Consider the following 19,514-nt stretch of genomic DNA (forward strand, 5'->3'; position numbering starts at 1 on the left):
CGCGCAACCACCCGCGCGTCTCCCACACTGACCCCAGGAGGCAAGGTGAAACGACACCGCCCACACTGGGGTTTCGAACGGTTCCTGCACGCCGCGGCCGTCAGCCTGCTGATGCTGCTGATCTCCCGCGTCTACGCGGTGTACGCCCCCAGCGGCTCATGGCGCCGCGCCGCCCTGAGCGTCTCGCACGTGCTGTTCCTGGCCACCCTCGCGTTCGTGCTCACCCACCTGCACCTGGTCGTGTGGAACGGGGTGCACGCCCGGTACATCAAGGCCCGCATCGTCGGGCTGGGCCTGCTCACCGGCGTGGCCGTGACGCAGACGGGCCTCAACCCGGTGCTGATGCTCCCCCTCGGCGGCGTGCTGTGCACTGGGATCATCACCGCGCAGCTGCGCCGGCACAACCTCACCGCCCGCCGCGCCGCCCACCGGTTGCCGGCCCTGCGGGAGGCGCGGCCCGCGCCAGGTGAATCGGCGCGCAGCGACCCCCACTGACCGCACCCACCCGGCACGGGCCTAAGGTGCGGTTATGACCACGCTCGTGATCGTCGAAAGCCCAGGCAAGATCAAGAAGATCAAGGAGTACCTGGGACCCGGCTATGAAGTGCTGGCCAGTGTCGGACACGTCCGGGACCTGCCCGGCACCCGCGAGCAGGTCCCGAAAGTGATCGCCGGGGAACCCTGGGCCAAGCTGGGCGTGAACCCGTCGACGTTCCAGCCCTACTACGTCGTTTCGCCCGGTAAAACCGACGTGGTGCAGCGCCTGAAAGCCGCCCACGCGAGGGCCGACCGGACCCTGCTCGCCATGGACCAGGACCGTGAGGGGGAAGCCATTGCCTGGCACGTCTCGCGGGTCATCGGGGATCAGCATCCCCAGCGCATCACCTTCACCGAAATCACCAAAGACGCCCTGGCCAGGGCCGTGAACAACCCCCGACCCCTGAACATGAGCCTGGTCGGGGCGCAGGAAGCGCGCCGCATTCTCGACCGCCTCGTCGGCTACGAAGTCTCCCCGCTGCTGTGGGACGCCATCGGCCCCAGGCTCTCCGCCGGCCGGGTGCAGAGCGCGACCCTGCTCCTGCTCGTGCAGCGGGACCTGGCCCGTATGGCGTTCAGGAGCGCCGAGTACTGGGTGCTGCGCGCCGACGCCCACACCAGCCCCAGCTTCACGGCCACGGTCACCGCCTCCAAAACGCGTGAGTTTCCCCACGGACGCGACCTCGCCAAAGCCTCGGACTTCGCACCGGACGGCACCCTCAAACCGGACCGGGACGTGCTGCAGCTCACCGAAGCGCAGGCCAGCGCCATCCTGGGCGTCATTGACGGGAAGACCGCCACCGTCACCCAGGTTGAGCGCAGTGAGGTCCGCTCGAAACCCAGACCGCCGTTCGTGACCGACACCCTCCAGCAGGCCGGTGAGCGGCTGGGACTGAGCATCGATCAAGTGATGAGCGTGGCCCAGGAACTCTACGAGGGCGGGTACATCACCTACATGCGGACCGACAGCGTCTCGCTCAGCGAAGAGGCGCTCCTGGCCGCACGCGCTGAAGTCAGTCACCTGTTCGGCGCTCCGGCACTGCCGCCTCAGCCCCGCCAGTACGCCACGAGGGACAAAAACGCCCAGGAAGCGCACGAAGCCATCCGCCCGTCCGGCAGCACCTTCCGGCGTCCCGACGACCTGAAGGCCGAACTCAGTGCCCCGCAGCTGCTGCTCTACACCGCCATCTACCAGCGCACCGTGGCGTCTCAGATGCACGACACCGTCTACGCCCAGACGAACGTCGTCCTGACCTGCGGGCCCGCCACCCTCGCCGCCAGCGGACGAATCCTCACCTTCGCCGGCCACACCCGGCTCCTCAACGACGCGGAAGAAGGCGACGACAGTCAGGCGCTGCCCGACCTGGACGTCGGCAGCAGCATGCGCCTCAGCGCCAAAGAGGCCGAACTGAAGAAGACCAGCGCGCCGGGCCGCTACACGCCCGCCAGCCTGATCAAGGCCATGAAAAGTGCCGGAATCGGCCGTCCCGCCACGTACCAGGCGACCGTCAAAACCCTCAACGACCGCGGCTATACCGTCCAGTTGGGCAAACACCTCGGCGTGAGCGCCCTGGGTCTGCTGGTCGGGTCCTACCTGAACAAGCAGTTGAAGAAATTGATGTCCAAGGACTTCACGGCAGGCATGGAGCATGACCTCGACCGCGTCGCACAGGGCGAACTCACCCGCGTGCAGTACCTCACCCGCGCCTGGAGTGAAGAACTCGCTCCCCTGATCCGACAGGCGGAGAAAACCCCGCCGCTCCTGCGCCTCCCGCACCTGGAGGGCGTCACCCTGCACGCCACTCGGGACGGGGTGCAGATCCGGTCCGCCGCCGGGACGGGCACCATCCCCCTGACGGTGGCCCCGGCCGACCTGAAACCCGGCGACGTCGACAAGGTGATCCGCGGAACCTACGCCCCCAAACGCGCTGCCCGCAGCGGTGGGGGAGAGCGCAAATCCCGCGCGGCCCACAACGAGAAAGCCGCCAGCGCCCGCCCCCGGAAACCCCGGAGCGGCACGAAGAAAAGTTCGTCCCGCAGCCGCTGAACCACGCCAGGTGCGAGAGGCGTCACGCGCTGAAACCACCCAACTGCCGCCTACGTTGAGAGGCATGGATCCCACCGAGCGCCTCCAAGTCCTCAAGCGCGAAACCGTGCTTCTGGACCACCTCCAGCGCGTTGACGTGCTCACCCTCAGCCAGACCCTCACCTTCCGCACGCAGACCCTGCGCGGCTTCACCCTCAAACCCGCCAAGGGCCGGACCACGAGCTACACCAACCGCGCGAACGTCACCGCCGTGAACGTCACCACCAACCGGCTGATCGTCGTTCATGCCCGCGGCGCCGTGCATATCTCCGGTGAGGTGCTCGACGGCAAACACCGGTCACTGCTGCTGCTCAGCCTCACCGAGAGTGACCTGAAAGCCAGCCCCGGCGAACTCAGCCTGGTGATGGGCACGCGCCTCCTCGACGCGCAGGACATCCTCGCCGAGCCCCACCTGCCGGTCGAGGCCGAAGCCGCCCCCGCCGCCCCGGAAAAGCGCCGCCGCAGACGCGCAGCCGACGACGCCACCGACGCTCCGGCGCCCGCGGACGCAAGCCGGGATGACGTGACGCCCGTACACGCGGAGCTCAACGTTCACGCCCACGCGGCGGACCAGACCGGCATCCAGCCGCCCAGCGCCGGTCAGGACCTCACGGCCGCCGCCGATCCCGCTGCCGGCGGCCTCCAACCCGACGAGCCCGACCTTCACGACATGCCCTTCTGACGATGTCCCTGTTGCCCAGCGATCTCCCCAGCCTGCTGTTTCTCGGGCTTCTGACCACCGTGTGGGTGGGCTTTGACAGCACGCGCCCAGAACGGCAGCCCACCGGTCACGGCCAACTCGTCAGCCGCCGGTCCTGGGCGGACATCGCGGTCCTGTCGCTGGTCAACATCACTGTGGACGCCCTGCTCGCCTGGCAGGCCTTCGTATTCGTCGACCACCTGTTCGCGCACACGCCCCTGGTGCCGCTGGCCGCGCTGAGTCTCGCCACCGTCGCCGTCAAGCGTCTGCTCAGGCGCAGTTTCACCCAGCAGGTCCGGATGCTGCCTGAAGGCCTGAACATCACCCAATGGAACAAGCAGCGCCTCTTCCAGTGGAACAGCATCGAGCACGTCAGTCCCTTCCTCACCCACTCCGTCATCCAGCGCCACGGCACCGCCCCAGGCTGGCTGCGTCAGTACCACCTCGCCTGCACGATCGACCTCAGCCGGATCCGCCCCCACATCAAACCCACCGTTCACCTGCGGACCGTTCCCGCAAAGCAGAGGAGCCGATGACCCCAGACCCACCCTCAACCCGCGCGAACAAGAACCGCAACACCGTCATCTACACGACCATGGCCGCCGGCGTCATCGGCACCGCGTTCCTGCTGTTCGCACCCACCCGCGAGGACCAGGCCCTCAAGGAGCGCCAGGCCATCGCCACCGAGGGACGCCCGGTCCTGGGTGACCGCAGCAAAGGCCAGCCGGTCGTCGTGTTCCTCGACTACGCCTGCCCCGCCTGCGCGGAGTTCGAGAAGCAGATGCCCGCCATCAAACGCGAACTGATCGACACCGGAAAGATGCACCTGATCGTGCTGCACTCCCCGTTCATCAGTGAAACCAGCACCCGGGCGGCGCAGGCGGCGGAGTGCGTGCACCGTGAATCCCCCAACCGGTTCTGGGCCTACCACCAGGCCCTCTTCACCGCACAAGGCGACGAAAAGCAGGACTGGGCCACGCCAGAGCTTCTGCGCCGCCTCGCCGGGACCGCCGGCGTGAACCTCAACCGCTACGACACCTGCCTCGCGAAAGGAGAAAGCACCGCTGCCGTACAAGCCGACCTTCAGGAACACAAGAACGTCCGCATGCTCGGCACGCCGACCGTGTTCGTCAACGGTTACCGCACGCCCGCCGGCGGCCAGGACATCCTCGACGCCCTCAACAAACACGCCACCACCGCCACAAGGAGCACCCCATGACCCGATTCACTGCCCTGACCCTCGCCCTGACCCTCGGCCTCGCCTCCGCCCAGACCACCGCGCCGGCTCCTGCCACGCCTGCGGCCCCGGTCACCGCCACACCGATCATCACCGACGTTCCCGCCGGCCACTGGGCGCGTGAGGCGATCATCCTGCTCGTGCAAAAAGGCGTGATCCTCGGGTACCCGGACGGCACGTTCCGCGGTCAGGGCACGCTCACCCGCTACGAAGCCGCGCAGATCTTCGCCCGCCTGCTCCAGACGGGCGTCCTGCAAAGCCCCACCGTCCAGCAGACACTCACCCAGGCCGACCTGGACCTGATCACCAAAGCGATCAGTGACCTCGCCGCGCAGATCGTCACCATCGACAACCGACTCAAAGACGTCATCGCCGACCTGGACAACGTCAAGGCCCGCCTCGCCACCACCGAGCAGACCCTGCAGCAGGTCGTGACGGTCGCGGCCACCCACACCGAAGTGCAGGCCAGCGCGGACAAGGTCCGGGCCGAGACCCAGGCGGCCCTGGCCACCAAGGCGGACGTCGCCACCACGGCCGCGCTCGACGCCCGCATCAAGGCCCTGGAAGCGGAACGCGACGCAGCCCTCGCCGCGGCCGCCAAAGCCAAAGCCGATGCCGACGCGGCAGCTGCGGCCGCGATCGTCGCCAAGGGTGAGGTCGTCACGCCCGGCAGCCAGCCGCAGGCGACCTTCACCGTCGGCGACCGCCCCAAAACCAGCGTCGGTGGCGGGATCGGCAAGGACCTGAACCTTGGCGGCATCGACTACCAGTTGCAGATCGAACGCGCTGACCTCCTCTTCGGAACCGGTCTGCGCCTGAACGCCAGCTTCAACCCCACGGCCCGCGCGTACGGCGCGGACCTGCACGCCGTGAAATCCTTCTACACCAACACTGGGTTCAACCCCTACGTCGGTTTCGGCGGCGGCTTCACCGTCAGCCCCTCGTGGGTCGACGCCGCCATCGCCGCCACCGACCTGTACTTCGGCGCGCTCGGCGGCGTCAGCTACGACTTCACTGACACCATGCAGCTGTACGCCGAACTCAACGGACGCTACTACCTCAGCGGGAACGGCACCGCCACCGGCCAGCAGGACAAGAACGCCCTGGGGCTGCGGGTCAACGTCGGCGCGCGACTGATGTTCTAAACCTCCACCTGACGCGCGGCGGCAAGGGGCGAGACCAGCCACTTCCCGCCGCGTCCCACTGGACACACCATGTCAATGATCTACGTTTCCGGCCAAGCCACCGGCAACCCCAGCCCCGCGGGGTACGCCTTCCGCGTCAAGCAGGGGCACCTGATCCTGCGGGAACGGCAGCAGACCCTCACGAGCGGCAACGCCCTCAGCGCCACCCTGATCGGCGTGCGAGACGCCCTGCAGGGCCTGACGCAGGGCGACCCGTACACCATTGTCATGACCAACCACGCCCTGAGCGTGGACCTGCTCAACAAGAGCAGCGTCGCCCGCAGCCCCGCCATTCACGCGCTGGTCACCGAAATCCAGGTGTTGACAGCCCAGCACGGCCTCAACCCTGAGTATGTGCACCTGCTGCCCGAAACGGACCCGGACCTCGACGAAATCATCCGCCTGAGCGAGGACAGCGCCCGGCTCGCGTGGCGGACCGCCAACAGCCCCGCCTGCCCGCGCTGCGGCGACATGATGACCATCCACCACTCCCGCGGAGGAAAGCTATGGAAGTGCAGCACCGACACCTGCAGCGGGACACTCCGCCTCTACAGCAGTCCCTGACCCGGAACCTCATCCAGGGCGCCCTCGCGTACCTGCTCACCGCCATCATCCTGATGCTCGCCTTCAGCCTGAACGTCCTCGCGTTCAACGCCAGCGACCCAGCCGCGCAGACCTGGTTCAAACAGATCCTTCTGGGCCTCACCCTGGTCACCGCCGCAGCATTCGCGGTCTTCCACTCCCACCGCCTCACCGTCCTGATCCCCGCGCTGATCACGGGTGTGCTCGCGGCCACCGCGACGAACAACCCGGTCGGACTCCACCTCGGCCTCACCGCGCTGGTCCTCGCCCAGCAGGGCATGCGCGCGCCTCACTCGTACGGCCTGATGCTCAGCGTGATCCAGACCTGCGGCGCCCTGATGCTCGCCACCACCGGCCTGGCCGTCGACGCCGCGCTGCTGCTGCCCTACCTGCTGCTGACCGTCGCCCTGCGGCGCTGGACCCATCCGGCGCTGCACGACCCCCGCCTGATCGTCACCCTCGCTGCCGCTGCGCTCGCCCTGAGCCTGCGATAGCGGCCGAACCATCAGACATGGCCCGGGTCCGCCCGGGCCACAGTGCTGCCGGCGCTGTTCACCCATCCCCAGAAAGGGATGCGCGGTCGCACCTTATATATAGGACGCCGCCTCAAGTGGCGCCGCGCCACCAGTCACCTGCCGCTACGGTGGACACATGCTCCGCGCTCTCCTGACCAGCGTGCTCCTGACCTCTGCAGCCGCCGCACAAACCATCCCGAACATGAACCCCGCCACGCCCGAACAGCAGAAGGCCATCAACCAGAACGCCCTGGCCTTCACCGGACGGACGTGCACCATGTACGGCGTCAAGCTGGTGGAAGTCCCCGCCTCCGTTCCCGCTGAGAAGCTCAAGAAAGGCATGCTGCTGGCCACGGATACACTCCTGAACGCCTACACCCGGCACGGCACGACCCCCACACGGGTCCAGCGCACGGACGACGGCGGCGCCGTGATCTACACAAAATGGAACAACGGCTTCATGCAACTGGCCGTTTCCACGAACGGAACACGGCGGTTTCACGGCATGTTCGCCTGCATCCTGCGCTAACCGACCGAACCGGGGGCCAGCCTTGCTTTCGACACGACGCCGGCGGATGACGCAGCCAGCCGAGCTCCGCAGGTCTGGGAGGGTGGCAGACCGGGATGCGGCAGACTGGAGGCATGAACTGGAAGCGGGGCAAGTGGGGCGCGGTGATTGGTGCCGGTGGGGGCATTCTGAGTTTCGGCCTGAGTGAGGACATGTGGCTGCTCGTCGTGACGGGACTCGCCATCTTTGTGTCCGGCTTTCTGAAGCTCCGTGCGTTCGACCGGGCCTGACTGCCCGCCGGTTCCGTCACGCGGCCCGCCTCAGGCGTAGCGGTCAAGGGAGCGGCAGAGAAGCGCCGCACGCCATCGATCCCGGCCTCATGCAAGGACAGTCACTCAGAAAACTGAGCTCACAGGAGGTCCAGGAAGGGGCCTCCAATTCGTTTCGAGGGGTACAGGACCCTGGCGCGGATTGGTCAGGCGGGCTCATGCGGCACAAGATCGCTTCTCTTTCCTAATGAGTGTTAGGGCATAGAAACGTGATCGGCATTTTGGACCCGTACCGTACTCTGACCAGGTGATGCCCCTGCGACGCGCACAGGTCCAGATCCAGGTGGTCTACCCCGGCGTTGACCTGCTGGTCCTGGCATCGGAAAACCAAGCCACGGCGATCCGCACCTTCCTGACAACCAAGGACGCCCTCCAACTCCATCACCCATCGGTCAACGCACTCGAACGAGATGCCGAACTCCTGCGCCAACACGCACAGGCTGTGCTGGACTCTTACAGCCTGCCCGACACGAAAGACCTCGTGATCTACCTCGCGCCCTGTCGGCCCTCAGCCGCTGTCATCCGCCAGGGGCTCGCCGAACACGGCATCGGCGCCGAGTGGAAAGGGTACTTCGATAGCCATCCTGACTGTCTCCGGGTGTTCTGGGCATCCACGGACCTTCGTCCACTTATTCCCGTCGTGACCCATGAACTCGGGCACCACCTCCGACCCGCTAACCTCGACCGGGAGTACGTTGAGGCCGACACCTACCGCGTCACAAGGCGCCTGCTGCATGAGGGCCTCGCAGAAAACCTCGTCCACGCCGTCCATGGAACCGGAGCGCTGCACCATACGGCTCCCAGCCCGCAACCCGTCCTGGACAGCCTCGTGGAGGTCCTCAGATTGGAGCGGGCCGGCGCCCTCCTCGACGGTAAGTGCGCGGGAGACGCGTTCAACCTTCTCGACGGCAATGACCTGTACGCCCCTGGATCTGAACTGCTTCGCCGTTCCGGGTTGACCCTTCACGAGGCGGCGCGTGTCAGTCCAGCTGACTACCTCGAACGGATCATCCCTCACGTTCCCAACCTGCCCAGCAGCGGCCAGACCGACGATCCATGGTCGCCGTGGGCCCGGAGGTGACCGCGTGTCCTCACCTGCCCCTGATCTAAATGAGGCGGTCAGGATTCTCCTTGGCCACGCCGGGCAGCCCATGACTGTTCGAGAACTGCGTGACCGCGCGGGTCTGCCCGCGCCCCTGTTTCATCAGGCCCTTGATGAACTTGAGCGCCAGGGGCGCGTTTCGTGGGTGAACGACGACCTCGTTATCCGCCCTCCGGAGTCCAGTCAGCCGTGAGAACCTTGTGCTGTGGAAGACGGTTTGACGGAAGTGCTCGCAGAATGAGCACTTCCGTCAAGAATGGGGGGATTGGAGAATAAGACCTGGACCTGCTGCTGTTAGGTGAAACGGCAGGGGGCTGGGGTTAGCCAGGTACCTAAGACGTACTGGCGGACCTTCGGGGACTCTTCCAGAAGGATGTCGACGAGCAACTTGAAGAAGCCCGTACCGCCACGAAGGACTCCCACGTCAAATGCGCGGCTTGGGAACAGCAGATCGAGCTCAGAGCCAATTAGGGATAATGGAATTAAAATAACTTTTCACCTCTCTTCTTCATGGTCAGTGCGTGAATGGGCGCACCTGTTCAGCAGATCATGCCCAGAGACTGTCAGGCCTTTGTCAGCTCAAAATGATCCGCCCGCGTCCGGGGGGCCATCACTACTGGCTTCCTTTTCACACTAACCATGATTAGTTCTAAAACCCCCTGCGGACGGCCCGAGCTGCCTCGCGTCCCGTCACGTCTCCTCTCGGGCAACCACTCACGTGTCGCTGACACTGAAAGCATGAACATGCCCCGGCTTTTCATGCTCGCCGCCTGCTGCGCCCTCTTCTCCGCCGCCACCGCGCAGGAGGCAGCGGCGGAACCCGGGATGTACCCGATTCAGATCGACCTGCGCAAGGTCAACCAGGCGGGAATCACGCCCGGTGCAGGGTACGTGCTGGTGCGCGACCTCAAAGCGCTCGTGCAGGTCAGCGCGAGCGGCAACACGTACACGCTGCGCACCCCAGGGTCGGTCCTGCGCTTTACGGCAGGCGGCCGCTCGGCCACCCTGAACGGAGAGCCCGCCAAGCTCAACGCCACGCCGATACGACTGAGTGAGACGGTGCTGCTTCCCGTGCAGGCCCTGCGCTTCCTCGGGTGCGGATACCAGCCGCTCGAACCCATGAAGAATGTCCGTGCCTACAGCGTCAAGTGCGCCGACCAGGACGTCACGGTCAACCTCGCCGTGATGACCTTCGAGAACGCCAATGCCCGGGGGGGGGCCCTGCTTCCGACTGGAGAGCGCATCAATCAGATCCGCGCCAGGGCGCTACGCGCTGGCCGCTGACCAAGCCCTTCACCCATCACCTCCCGCAGTACGCGGGAGGTTTCGTTTTGGCGTGCCATCGCCGGACGCCACCCATACGCGGCACATCCTGGGGTATGACCGTGACGTCTTCCCTTTTCCGCGAGGCTCCAGCCGGCACGGCCGCACACGCCGTGGAACTGCTGCGCGCCATGCCGCGCATGAACTTTCAGAACCCCAGCAGCATTGAAGAAGTCCAGCAGTGGAACGCGGCCCGCAAAGCGCACATTGCCAGTGTCCCGGCCTCGGACATGCACCTGCATCTCCTGGCGCTGACGCCGCAGCAGGACGTGCTCGGCATCAACCTCAGCGGCCTGAGCATGGGGATGGGCGGCTTTGTTTCCGGAGTCCTCGTGGGCTTCGTGGTCCTACACCATTTCGGCTTCGCCCTGCTGGCCGGACTCCTCCTGGGTCTGGTGCTGGGCGCGCTGTTCCACACCATGTACAAGGCGCAGCGCTCGCGTGCGGTGAATCTGCTGGAAGCCATGGCTGCGGGTGACCGCTCAGGGGGGGAGGTCCAGACGGAATGAAAGACAACAGCCTCCGGAGTGCTCCGGAACTGACGCACCAGCCTGGAGAGCCCGGGTACACCCACGACCTGTACCAGCTGCTCAAACGGCTGCACCTGCGGGACGAGCACGAACCTCCCATTGCGCCTGGCGTGATGCGCGACTGGTACGACCTGAAAAGCGAGCACATCGGCAAGCTGCCCCTGCGCGACCGGCACGTTCACCAGCTGGCCCTGACGCCACGCGCGACGCTCGGCGGGTTTGAGCTGAGCAGTTACGCCGCGGGACTCGCCACCACCGTCTGCGCCGGCATCTTCTTCGGGTACATCCAGGACCTGGGCGACACAGGGATCGCAGGCGGCGTGCTGCTGGGCAGTCTCGTGATGGCCCTGGTCAACCGCCGGGCTTATGAAGCCCAGCAGCGGGCTCACGCGCAGCTCGGGCTCCCTGCCCCGACCGACCGGTACACCGGGATGAACTTCTAGTATGTTCGGCGACCTTCAGCGCAACCTTGACCGGCCTGTGAAATGCCCGAAATGCCGGTCGTCTGAGATCCTGCTGACCGAGCAGGCGGTGCGCATCACCCTGCGGTACCGGCAGACCAGCGACAACACCCTCGAACGTCAGCAGTTACGTAAGCGCATGATCGACTCCAGCGTGGAGGGCTACTGCGAACGGTGCTGTCACACCTGGAAGGTGCGGGGCATTCAGCACGTGAATGAACTGCGCTACGCCTTTTGCAATCGCAAGAACAGCGGCAGTGGACTGCAGAAAAATGGAATTACCGATCTGTCTGAAAGAATGACTCCGGTGCACGAGCTGGGGTAAGTTCGGGTCCACCGCATCAATCTGTGCAGGCCGCTTGACCCGTGGGGGGTTCAACAAGCAGCCTGCGCAGCGTTTTAAACGAAGTTCGCGGCGTCACGCACCGCACGTTGCTTACCGGTGAGAAGTTGAGCGTCTTTATACTGAAGGGGATGAGCGCGGTGGTGACAACAGCAGACTGGAAGCAGGTCAAGAGCCTCTTCGAGAGCGGCCACCTCGGTCAGGCGCACACGGCGCTCAAGGTGCTGGCCAAGGCCGGGCATGAGGAGGCCAAGACGCTGTACGCCCTTTCTCTGCTCCAGCTCGGCGAAGCGGAGCAGGCCTGCGCGGCAATGCAGCACCATCCCGGATGGCAGCGGGTAATCGAGGCCCTGATTCAGGTGCCGCCCAGCGCCGGCGACAGCGCTCCAGGTCAGGAACACGCGACACTCCAGCTCCTCGCGGAGGCCATTCGCTGGCATCACGCGGGCGAGTATCAGAAGGCCTCCCTCTGGCTGCAGGAATGCTGGGTGCTGCCGACGTTCGCCGCAGAGCAGCGCTGCATCCTGCTGTGGCTCAGCGTGCAGAACGCGCTGGAGCAGTTTGACCTCACTGAAGCGAGGCGGTACCTGAAACTCAGCGAACAGGTCCACCCGGAACACCACCTGCTGTTGCGCACGCAGCAACTGTGCGAGAGCAGCCTGACGGTCGATCTCGACATCGAGACGGCGCAGCAGCACCAGCGCAACATCCGGCGCAGTGCCCGCGGCCGCGACCTGTTCAATCTGCTGTTGTTCGGCGGGCCGCAACTGGAGGTGTACGCCCATGACCGCCAGGCCGCGTCAGTGGCGGAGCTCAGCCGCAAACTCCAGGACCTGCCGACCGTTCACACCCACCGCGCGATTGCCGCCGCGCTTCTCGGCGAACGTGACGTGGCCCTGGAGATCCCCTGCGCCAGTGCGCGGCTCGAGGCCCGCCGGCGCCTGTACGCCGCCTGGCAGAACGGCGATACCGACGAGCTGTGCAGCGCCGCGCTCGCGCAGCCCAACGACCTGACCTGGACACGCGACCACCTGCGGCTGACCGGCCACCTCGACGCCTGCGCGCTTGACGCGCTGAACGAAGCCGTCGGGCCTTTGAAAGTGCCGGAACACGCGACGCACAGCTACTACGTTCAGCTGCTCGGGGAACACCCGCAGATCCTCACGCCGGAAGGGCCGCTGAACCTCGGCAGTCTCACCCGGAACGCGGCCCGGCTGCTGGCGCTGCTGCTGATCAACAAGCGGCGGGAGGACAGCTACCAGTGCTCCGACGACCTGATTCAGAGCCTGATGGATATGAATCCGGAGTACCTCAGCGCGGATGACCGGCGCAGCGCCAAGATGCAGGTCGCGAAGCTGATCTACAGCCTGCGTCAGAAAACCCGGCAGGACCTGGTCGTCTCCGAGCACCGCAGCTACACCCTTGGGGAGCATCACGTCCTGCTCGATACCGACGCCCTGCAGGACCTCATCCGCAGCGGGGACCTCGACAATGCCGCTGAGTTGCTGCAAGAAGGCATCCTGCCTCACGAGTCGCCCAACAGCGCCCTGCACGCGTACCGGTGTCAGCTGTACCAGGAGTTCTTCGAGGCCGTCGATGCCCGGTTGGACCGTGACCTCACCGACCGAGAACGCCACCAGCTCGCCATGTGTCTGGCGCCGTTCACTGATTGGCCCTGGCCGGATCCGATGCTTGAGGAACAGGCGCAGGCTGTGTTTGATCGTCTCAGTGCCGACGTGGCGTAAGCCGGAGCGGGAGCGGGGCGCCCCTCGATGATGGGCGTCCGCTGTTTCGCCGGTCATGACCAGGCGCGTCCGCTCCAAAATTGATTTACGCACTGGGCTCGATTCGGGTTTTTTTCGCCTGACACGCTTGGCATCAATGGAATCACTGATCGTTTACAATCATATTAGTTTTCTCACCGGAAAACTTGGCGGACTCCTCCCCATCCGCCAGCAGCCTACCCGCCTGCCTGCAGTCCTCCCCTCTTTAGTGTTTGAATCCCCCCCTTCAAACACACCTGCCCCCAACAGGAAAACAGCGAACCTCCCCCCGGCCCACCCTGCCGGGCTGCCTCCCCCCCGGCAGCCCGCAGGTCCACGCAGCATGTGCTGCTGCTTCTCCTTGGAGAGACCCCGTGATTCTTACCCCGGAACACCGCACGTTGGACATTCTTCAAACCAAGCGTTTTGCCACTGCCCGCGAGCTCTCAGCCACCTACGCTGAGCAGACGGGGGAAAACAAAACCAACGCCTACATTCACGCCCGCCCGCGGCTTCAGGCGATGGTGGACGACGGCCGCGTGATCCGCTGGTCGAAATCCAAGCCCGTCTACGTCCGCAAGGAAGACGCGGCCCAACTCAAGCAGGACCTCAAACAACACCTGCTGCTGCTGATCCGCCGCGGGTGCAAGGCGCCCAGCGAACTGCGCAGCAAACCGGTCCTCGGCCAGCTGCTCGGCACCGACCTGCTCAGTCAGCTGCTGACCGAACTCACGGAAGACGGCCTGGTCACCTCCACCCGCAACGGGGCGCAGGGCCGGACGAAAATGTACGAACTGACGGAAGTGACCGTTCAGGACCTCGATAACGAGCACGCCAGCAAGATCATGGCGTACCTCGAAACGCGCCGGAAGCACGGCGCCCAGACGTGCAGCGTCAGCGAAGTCACCCGCGCCACGCGCCTCGAGCGCGACCAGGTGATCGACACACTGCAGGAACTGCACCGGCAGGGCAGGGTACGCAGCAGCACCGTGGGATGCATGACCCTCTACGGAGCCCTGGAGCAGACGGCCTACGTCCACGCTCCCAAGCCGTTGGCCGTCACCGAACTGGCCAGCATCCCCAGCGCCACCCCCACCGCCGAGGCATCCAGCAATGACACAATCGCCCAAATTCAGGAAACAGAGCTTGACCGCGACGGACTCGCCGAGCCCCTCCACCTCGACAATGACCTCGCCGGCCCAGACGTCACCGCTGCCGGCCCTCACGCCCGCGACACTGGCGCCCACGAGCGTCCAGGCGACGCCGGCCACACCTGCAGCGCCGGAGACGTCCCCAGCGCAGCCGCAGCGGACGAAGGGCCGCAACCCGCACCGGAGATCACTGCCGCGGGACAACCGGTTCCGCGACGCGACCGGCGAGAACCCCAACGCGCACATCGTGATGAACCAGGATCCCGTGGACATCAGCCTGGACGCGCGCCGGGGAGAGAGCAGCGGGCCGAGGCAGACGGGCACCATCACGATCCTGGGCGTTACGGACAAGGGCGAGCGGCAGACCAACAGCGTCGGCATCTGCATCCGGGACCAGCACAACCTGCGCTTCATGCGCTACCCGACCCGCGAGACGCTCGATACCGTGCTCCCTCACGTCCTGGAAACCGCGCTGAAAAACGCCCCCGCGCTGTCGGACCTGATCCTGACCACGCCGTACAAGCAGTTGTGGAGCGAGGCGAACTACACCGAGGAAACACAGCGGTTCCTGCGGCAGTACGGCTGCCGGGTGAAAAAAGCGTACCCGCTGCCACACGACCTGGGCGGCACGCTCGCGCGACTGGCCGCGAATGGAATCCTGGGCCCTCAGCTGGTCGAGTACCACTTGTATACGGCCTCGGTCACCGACGAACGCAGGGCCTACGTCGCGGCACTCCTGTGGGGCAAGTCCTACGCACACCGCTTCGTGCAGACGCTCCCGGCGCCGAGCCTGGCCCTCGCTGAAGCGGCCGCCACGGAATGGGCGTTCAAGCTCATGCCGCGCACCAGCACCGTGTTGATCAGCAACGCCAACCCCGTGATCGGGCAGTTGTGGGCGAACCCAAAGTCCCTGCAGGAAAACGCTGAGATGCGGGAGGCCATGCGCGGCGTTGGGCGCCAGATGAAGGCCAAGGACCTGCGGTTCAAAACGGATATCGAGAAACCGCATCACCAGCTCGCGCGCGTCGTTCGCGAAATTGTCGGTGGCCTGTATGCAGGCGCGGACGTCCGGAGATCCCCGTGACCAGCGTGCTGGAAAGCGAGTTCACCCTGGGCCACCTGCTGACCTTGAACCACCTGGATCACGAGCAGTTCCACCGCTGCCAGGAGGAGGTGAAAAAGGGCAGCAACGTGATCAACGCCCTGTCACTGTTCGCCAACGACACGGAAATCTGGAGGCAGTTCGCGTTGGAGAGCGAACGCGAATTTCATCCGGACCACCGCAGCCTGCGGGTCATGTTCTCGGACCTGATGACCTACGACCTGGTGCTGCGCACAGGCCTGTTGCCTCACCGCGAACGTGGGCCTGAACTCCAGGTTGTTACCTACGACCCCGGCATGGTTGACGGCCCTCACCCCGCGTTTCCCGGACGGGTCCTGAAGCACGCCTTGATCCCTCCATCGGCCTGGCGCACCTTATTCGACCTCGCGTACCCGCAGGTGCTGATCAAGGCGTCCATGACCGAACCGGAAGCCGTGGCGCTCGTCACCTTCACGCAGACCGGCGCGAGCATCCGCATGACTCCGGAGCAGCGCGCGGAAGTGATCGCCCTGACACGCGGATACCGGTTCATTGACGTGCGGACCGACCCCGTGGACCCGGAAGTGATCGGCCTGATCAATCTCAGCACCAAAGCGATGTCCAGCGCCTACCCACATCACCTCGAAGGCGGCAACCTCGTGGTCCTGATGTCCGATCCGGAGGACCAGGAAGCCATCGACCGGCTCTACAAACAGACGCGGCTGCGCATCATTCCGGCCATCGTTACCCGGGCGATCATCGACGAGCTGCTCAAGAAGGAATCGGCGGCCCGTCCTGTCGAGGTCAGCACTTGAACGCCGCCCAACAGGCGCTGCTGGAGACAGGCCTGGAGCACCTCGCTCTGGGCCGCAGCCTGTTGCCGATCAACGCCTCGAAAATGCCCCACATGGCGGCCCTGCTCAAGACCGGGCACATGGTGGGCCAGAACGCGTCCTGGAAGCCCCTGATGGAGCACCGGCCCACCGCGGACATGCTGCGCGTCTGGCTGGAGCAGCCGCAGACGGGTCTGGGGTTGGTCTGCGGGGGGATCAGCCGCCTGGTCATCATTGACGCCGACGGGGAGAAAGGCATCCGGCTCTTCAACGACTGGGGCCTGACGGAGCGCGCGCACGTCCGCACCCGGTCTGGGGGCCTGCACTGGTACGTGCGTCACCCCGGCTGGCGGGTCCGGACCCTTCAGAGCCAGACCAACGCGAAGCTCGCCGCCATTCAGGGCGTCGACATCCGCGCGGACGGCGGGTACGCCGTGACGGCGCCCACAGCGTTCGGATCCATGCGGTACGTGCCGCTCAGGGACCACCACGAGCTCGATTGTCCGTCGCTGCTGCCTCCGCACGTCCAGGACCTGCTCGGCCTGGCCGCGCCGCCCAGTGACGAGCCGGTCCCCTTCCGCGCCCGCGGGTACGTGCCGCAAAAATCCGAATCCCTGGCGGAAACCCTGCTCCAGCGTGCGCTGACCAAAGCGCATGAAGGTGAAGGGCGCAACGCTGCGGGGTTCTGGCTCGCCACGCAGCTGCGCGACAACGACTTCTCGCAAGGCGAAGCGCAGGCATACATGCACAACTACGCGTCCCTGGTCCCGGCACACAACGCCAAGGGTGAACGCGAGGACTACCCGCTCAGCGAGGCCCTGACCTCCCTGCGTCAGGCCTACCTGAAACCCGCCCGCGCCCCGTGGAAGAAGCGGGAGCGCGGTCCGAAGCTTCCGGAGCCCAAACCACACGCCCTGCCTCCGCTCACCCGCCTGGTCAGCGCCTGGCCGGTGCTGTCCGACGATGACCGCTACTACGCCATGCGGTGCCTGCACGGGTGTGAAGGCGAGACGGGACGGAGCGCCAGGAAGCTCTTCGAATCCATCGCCCCCACGCTCCTGCAGCAGGCTGCTGTGCAGAAACTCAGCCTCACGCACCTGCTGCTGCTGCTCGACCGGAAGAAGCACTAAACGCCTGCACCCTGCAGGTTCTGCATCCAGAGGTACCCAATGATCATGCCGCCCGGCAACACAGTCCGTACACTGAACAAATGGATTCGCCTGGAGATCAGGACACGATGAGAGGCCATGACGAATGGAATGCCGCCACCCTGAACCTGATCCCTGCCCAGGAGCGACTTCCAGAGGGCCTGCTCAGGCTGGAACGGCCAATCCTCATCAGAGATGGCGTCGAAGGAAAGCTGGTCTGCATCGGCGTTCCAGGCATCGGTCTGGCACGAGGCAGCGACAACGATATCCTTGTCGCCCTGATCAACATGTACATCGATCTCGGCTGCCCGAGCGACGGGGTCGTCAGCACCACGGCCTACGCGCTGCTCAAACTGGTCGGGCTGGATACCTCCGGGTACTACTACGACGCCCTTGCCCAGGGCCTTGAGCGGGTATTCAACACCACCTTCAACATCTCCGAGGCCTGGTACGACCCGGTCGAGAAGCGGTACACGACGGAATCGTTCAGGATCATCGACAACCTGACCCGCACGCACAGGAAGCCGAGGGGCAGCGGCATGAATCTCGACAGCCGCTCGGTCCTCAAGATTCGCCTCAATGACGTGCTGACCAGCTCGATCAGGGCCGGGTACATCAAGTCGCTGGACCTGGGGTTGTACCAGGTGCTTCCGAGTGTGGGGGCGCGCCAGATGTACCGAATGCTTGACGGGTACCTGGCGGAAGCGAAGCTGAACGGCGAGTCCATGCCGTACGTCAAAAGCATGGAGATGGTGAAAGCTGCCCAGGACAGCGGCGTCCTGGCCTCCAGGCCAGACAACATGCGCCGGGCACTGGAGCGCATGCACGCTCCACTCCTGAAACACAACTATCTGGCGAAAGTGGACTTCGTGGGCCGCGGCCTGAAGACCCGGGTGCACTACACGTTCAGTCATGGCATGCCGGCTGCACTGCCTTCAGCAGCCAGCGCAGACCCGGAGCTTGTCGCTCTGCTGACGGCCCGTGGAGTTCACGCTGGGCGCGCTTCGTCGTTCGTTCTTCTCCTGGGCGACCAGGTGCTTCCTGTGGTTGAGAAGTTCGACCGGCAGTTGAAGCTGAACGAGCAAAAAGGTTCGCCCATCAACAACAAGGGGGCCTATATGGCCCGCCTGCTTGACGAGGCAGCCTCCATTGCGCGCGAGGCTGAGACCACCGCTGTGGTGGCAAAGAAGGCCAATAAGGCCGCCACCGCTCGGCCAGCCCCTGTGCCTGCGAGTGCCGCAGTTCCGGAGCCTGAGGTGGATGAGGACGAGCGGCTTGCAGCGCTCGACCCTGAAGCGGCGTACGACATCTTGCTGCCTGGCTTCATGCTCAAAATGCTCCAGGCCAGGGGCATGGCCATTGAAGACGCCGACATGCTTCGTGCGCGCTTTGTTGCCCGGCAGATCACCGTCAAGGACCTGCGTGCCTTTAAGAACGCGGTCCTGCTTCAAGGTGAGGCGGTGCAAACGGCTCTCCAGAACCTCCCCTAAACCAACTGCCACCAGCAGCCCAAGTGCCTCGTCTGACCGGCGGGGCCCTTCTTTTGCCCCGCCGAATCACTCCTGACCGCCTACCGGAGAACTGGAGGGAATTGGAATTTGTCGTATCGGAATACCGGAGGTGAAAAGCCGGAAATGCCGTGTGGGACGCACTTCCAGGCGAGGCTATCAAGGTATCGGAAGATTGGAGGAGTTTTCGACTGTCCGTATCGGAAGACTGGAGGTGAACAGAGGGCACTATCGGAAGACTGGAGGTGAAAAGAGCCTCGTTGGGCTCGGAGAACTGGAGGGATTGGTATCGGAGAACTGGAGGTGAAACACACGACACTGTCGGAGAACTGGAGGTGAACTTTCGGAAGACTGGAGGGATCAGGCACGGAAGACTGGAGGGAATGACACGGAGAACTGGAGGTAAAACGGGGGTTTGATGCTGTGCCAGACGTATCTCAGGGGGGCCTATGATGATGACATCATTTCTTTTAGAAGATCTTAAAAACATACCATCATCAAAAAGGTCAAGGGGGCTCCGCAGCACCTGGCATGACCGGCAGGACTCCGGGCGCACCCGGCCGGAGACGCGACCTCGCTCCGGTGGAAACCAC

21 protein-coding genes are annotated in these 19,514 nt (G+C 65.2%); 20 read left to right on the plus strand and 1 reads right to left on the minus strand.

The genetic code is table 11. From position 1 onward, the window contains the following. Positions 1-45: 45 nt before the first annotated feature. From DFI_RS18755 to DFI_RS18825, 16 genes are all read left to right on the plus strand, one after another. Positions 46-495, plus strand: coding sequence for a hypothetical protein (locus DFI_RS18755; RefSeq protein WP_027462685.1), 450 nt, complete (start codon positions 46-48; stop codon positions 493-495). Between the two features lie 34 nt (positions 496-529). Next, the gene (gene topA / locus DFI_RS18760) at positions 530-2,584 is read left to right on the plus strand and encodes a type I DNA topoisomerase (protein ID WP_051307696.1); all 2,055 of its coding nucleotides are present in this window, start codon (positions 530-532) and stop codon (positions 2,582-2,584) included. Positions 2,585-2,648: 64 nt separating this feature from the next. Further along, a complete protein-coding gene (locus tag DFI_RS18765) occupies positions 2,649-3,305 on the plus strand; it encodes a hypothetical protein (RefSeq protein WP_027462686.1) in 657 nt (218 codons plus the stop codon). Positions 3,306-3,307: 2 nt separating this feature from the next. Continuing rightward, positions 3,308-3,859 (plus strand): hypothetical protein, encoded by a 552-nt coding sequence (locus DFI_RS20420; RefSeq protein ID WP_027462687.1) that lies wholly within the window; start codon positions 3,308-3,310, stop codon positions 3,857-3,859. After that, complete coding sequence (locus DFI_RS18770; RefSeq protein WP_051307698.1) at positions 3,856-4,542, plus strand: DsbA family protein; 687 nt, start codon at positions 3,856-3,858, stop codon at positions 4,540-4,542. The genes DFI_RS20420 and DFI_RS18770 overlap by 4 nt, the downstream gene beginning before the upstream one ends. Beyond that, entirely contained in the window at positions 4,539-5,705 is a 1,167-nt protein-coding gene (locus DFI_RS18775; protein WP_027462688.1) for an S-layer homology domain-containing protein, read from the plus strand. Before DFI_RS18770 ends, DFI_RS18775 begins: the two co-directional genes overlap by 4 nt. Before the next feature lie 75 nt (positions 5,706-5,780). Beyond that, positions 5,781-6,308 (plus strand): hypothetical protein, encoded by a 528-nt coding sequence (locus DFI_RS18780; RefSeq protein WP_027462689.1) that lies wholly within the window; start codon positions 5,781-5,783, stop codon positions 6,306-6,308. Continuing rightward, on the plus strand, positions 6,251-6,820 hold the full coding sequence (locus DFI_RS18785; RefSeq protein ID WP_027462690.1) for a hypothetical protein: 570 nt from the start codon (positions 6,251-6,253) through the stop codon (positions 6,818-6,820). Before DFI_RS18780 ends, DFI_RS18785 begins: the two co-directional genes overlap by 58 nt. A gap of 157 nt (positions 6,821-6,977) precedes the next feature. After that, a complete protein-coding gene (locus DFI_RS18790; RefSeq protein ID WP_027462691.1) occupies positions 6,978-7,370 on the plus strand; it encodes a hypothetical protein in 393 nt (130 codons plus the stop codon). A 113-nt stretch (positions 7,371-7,483) separates the two neighbouring features. Continuing rightward, positions 7,484-7,639, plus strand: a complete 156-nt coding sequence (locus tag DFI_RS20425; RefSeq protein ID WP_155864525.1) for a hypothetical protein — start codon at positions 7,484-7,486, stop codon at positions 7,637-7,639. Between the two features lie 286 nt (positions 7,640-7,925). Further along, positions 7,926-8,759 carry a DUF2268 domain-containing putative Zn-dependent protease gene (locus DFI_RS20430; protein ID WP_155864526.1) on the plus strand — a complete coding sequence of 278 codons (834 nt, stop codon included), beginning with the start codon at positions 7,926-7,928 and terminating at the stop codon, positions 8,757-8,759. 759 nt (positions 8,760-9,518) lie between these two features. After that, positions 9,519-10,064, plus strand: coding sequence for a hypothetical protein (locus DFI_RS18805; protein WP_027462694.1), 546 nt, complete (start codon positions 9,519-9,521; stop codon positions 10,062-10,064). A gap of 101 nt (positions 10,065-10,165) precedes the next feature. Further along, positions 10,166-10,612, plus strand: a complete 447-nt coding sequence (locus DFI_RS18810; protein WP_155864527.1) for a hypothetical protein — start codon at positions 10,166-10,168, stop codon at positions 10,610-10,612. Further along, positions 10,609-11,076: a hypothetical protein gene (locus DFI_RS18815; RefSeq protein ID WP_027462696.1), complete on the plus strand. Its 468-nt coding sequence runs from the start codon at positions 10,609-10,611 to the stop codon at positions 11,074-11,076. Before DFI_RS18810 ends, DFI_RS18815 begins: the two co-directional genes overlap by 4 nt. Before the next feature lies 1 nt (position 11,077). Beyond that, complete coding sequence (locus DFI_RS18820) at positions 11,078-11,419, plus strand: hypothetical protein (RefSeq protein WP_027462697.1); 342 nt, start codon at positions 11,078-11,080, stop codon at positions 11,417-11,419. 149 nt (positions 11,420-11,568) lie between these two features. Continuing rightward, positions 11,569-13,182, plus strand: coding sequence for a hypothetical protein (locus tag DFI_RS18825; RefSeq protein ID WP_027462698.1), 1,614 nt, complete (start codon positions 11,569-11,571; stop codon positions 13,180-13,182). Positions 13,183-13,646: 464 nt separating this feature from the next. On the opposite strand, the gene DFI_RS18830 is transcribed toward DFI_RS18825, so the two are convergent. Next, the gene (locus tag DFI_RS18830; protein ID WP_155864528.1) at positions 13,647-14,162 is read right to left on the minus strand and encodes a hypothetical protein; all 516 of its coding nucleotides are present in this window, start codon (positions 14,160-14,162) and stop codon (positions 13,647-13,649) included. A 223-nt stretch (positions 14,163-14,385) separates the two neighbouring features. Here DFI_RS18830 and DFI_RS18835 point away from each other — a divergent pair, with 223 nt between their 5' ends. From DFI_RS18835 to DFI_RS18850, 4 genes are all read left to right on the plus strand, one after another. Next, the gene (locus DFI_RS18835; protein WP_118376049.1) at positions 14,386-15,435 is read left to right on the plus strand and encodes a hypothetical protein; all 1,050 of its coding nucleotides are present in this window, start codon (positions 14,386-14,388) and stop codon (positions 15,433-15,435) included. Then, positions 15,432-16,247, plus strand: coding sequence for a GspE/PulE/PilB domain-containing protein (locus DFI_RS18840; RefSeq protein ID WP_027462701.1), 816 nt, complete (start codon positions 15,432-15,434; stop codon positions 16,245-16,247). The genes DFI_RS18835 and DFI_RS18840 overlap by 4 nt, the downstream gene beginning before the upstream one ends. Further along, the gene (locus DFI_RS18845; protein ID WP_027462702.1) at positions 16,244-17,395 is read left to right on the plus strand and encodes a bifunctional DNA primase/polymerase; all 1,152 of its coding nucleotides are present in this window, start codon (positions 16,244-16,246) and stop codon (positions 17,393-17,395) included. Before DFI_RS18840 ends, DFI_RS18845 begins: the two co-directional genes overlap by 4 nt. Positions 17,396-17,475: 80 nt before the next feature. Then, positions 17,476-18,903, plus strand: a complete 1,428-nt coding sequence (locus DFI_RS18850) for a replication initiator protein A (RefSeq protein ID WP_027462703.1) — start codon at positions 17,476-17,478, stop codon at positions 18,901-18,903. Positions 18,904-19,514 lie beyond the last annotated feature (611 nt).

It is taken from the genome of Deinococcus ficus (assembly GCF_003444775.1).
Taxonomy (GTDB): domain Bacteria; phylum Deinococcota; class Deinococci; order Deinococcales; family Deinococcaceae; genus Deinococcus; species Deinococcus ficus.